At 73.8% G+C, this 1,576-nt stretch carries 1 protein-coding gene; it reads right to left on the bottom strand.

Annotated elements, in window-relative coordinates; genetic code table 11:
- Positions 1 to 95: 95 nt before the first annotated feature.
- Positions 96 to 1,049, bottom strand: a complete 954-nt coding sequence (locus HLK59_RS49915) for an AfsA-related hotdog domain-containing protein (protein ID WP_171148316.1) — start codon at positions 1,047 to 1,049, stop codon at positions 96 to 98.
- Between the last annotated feature and the right edge of the window lie 527 nt (positions 1,050 to 1,576).

The raw sequence follows: 1,576 nt of genomic DNA, 5'->3' as shown, positions 1-1,576 counted from the left end.
GGGCCGGTCCGCGAGTGGGCGGGCGGCCGGACGACAGCCGTCGGGCCCGTGGCCACGGCCCGTGCCACCGTGCGGCACGTGCCATGGCTACCGGCTCACTCGTTCTCCGCCGTCACCGCCTCCGCCTGGGCGATGGTCCGTCCCGCCTGGCGCAGGGTGAGCGGGATCCGGGTCAGACGGCGGCCCGTGGCGTCGATCCCGCCGGGCTCGCTGCGGGCGGTGCACAGGAGCGGCAGGTCCAGTTCGGCGTGGCCGCGCAGATGGACCGACAGCCGTGTCAGGGCCGTCGCGCACGGCGCGGCCCCCTCGGAGGCGACCGCCAGCAACGCGCTCTGGCGCAGGGCCTCCACGAGCAGCAGGCCGGGCACCGAGTCGGCGGCGTCCCTGAAGAAGACCGGGTGGCAGGGGTCGACCAGGACGTTCGTGGTGAGCGTCGACGCCTGACGCACCGGCTCCGACACGACCACGTTGGCCGTGGTGCGCCGGCCGACCAGTGCGGGGGCGGCGGGCCGGGTGCCGGGGCGCGGACCCTCGGTGGGTGTGCGGACCAGAGCCGCGAGGCGACTTGTGGCGCGGTGGTTGCGGGCCACCGTGGGCGTGACGAAGACGAGTTCGGCCGAGCCGGTGCAGCCCTCGGCGCCGTCGAGCCGCAGGGTCCCGCCCAGCCGCAGGCTGCGCGGCACACCGGCCACCGTCCGGGTCGGCTCGGCCCGCATCTCCAGGGCCAGCCGGGCGCCCTCGGCGGAGTCCTGCCAGACGGCGGGATCGGACAGCCGCAGCGCGAACCGGTAGAACAGCGCGGGCCGTTCGAGGGGCACCCCGAAGTGCCGGTGGCCGACGTGCAGGCCGGCCTGGCGCACCAACTCCACGAAGAGCAGAGGGTCGTGCGGGCCGGGGGTGTCGTTGAACAGCGGGTGCCCGAGCGGCATCTCGTCGCGCAGGACGAAGCGCTGTTCACCGGGCGGGGCGCTGTGCGGGCGCTCGCTGCGGATCAGGCCCCGGGCGACGGCGGTGGTGTCCGGAGCGCCGAGGACTGCGTGCTGGGACATGGTCGGCTCCTCGGTACGGGCGGGACGGGGCGGCGGGGCTCGTGTGCGGAGGAGCGCAGAAGACGTGCTGCCGGGCAGCCGCGGGCGGACACCCGGCCCCCAGGGCTGGTCGGCAGCGCGCCGAGCCGCCCGTGTCCGGGCGCCCGGTGCTCTGTGCGCACCAGCTTCGCCACCGCGTCGGTCCGGGCCAAGTGGATGGCGGTGGCAGCAAGTTGCGCCGCAGGCATTCCTGCACCGCCGCGGGGACGGCCCGCCGCGGGGACGGCCTGCTGTCGGGATGGGCCCTGTCCCTCATACACATCTCCGCGCCCACGAGCCTCCTGAGCACCTCGTATGCCGACTTCTCCTTGAAGACAAACAACGGCATGCTCTTGAGGTAGAACAACGAGTCCGCCTCGCCCCGTTCGACGCTCCGCCGGGTGCTGCGATCCAAGTTGAGCAGCTCCTGGCCGGTTCCGGAGCGCGTACTTACGTTCCAAGACTTCCACGCAGTCTACTGGGCGGAGTAGTGCGTCTAGTTGAACGAA

The organism is Streptomyces sp. S3(2020) (assembly GCF_013044505.1).
In the GTDB taxonomy this organism is placed as follows: domain Bacteria; phylum Actinomycetota; class Actinomycetes; order Streptomycetales; family Streptomycetaceae; genus Streptomyces.
Note: the sequence above shows the minus strand (reverse complement) of the source record. Positions and strands in the feature narration are given on the sequence as shown.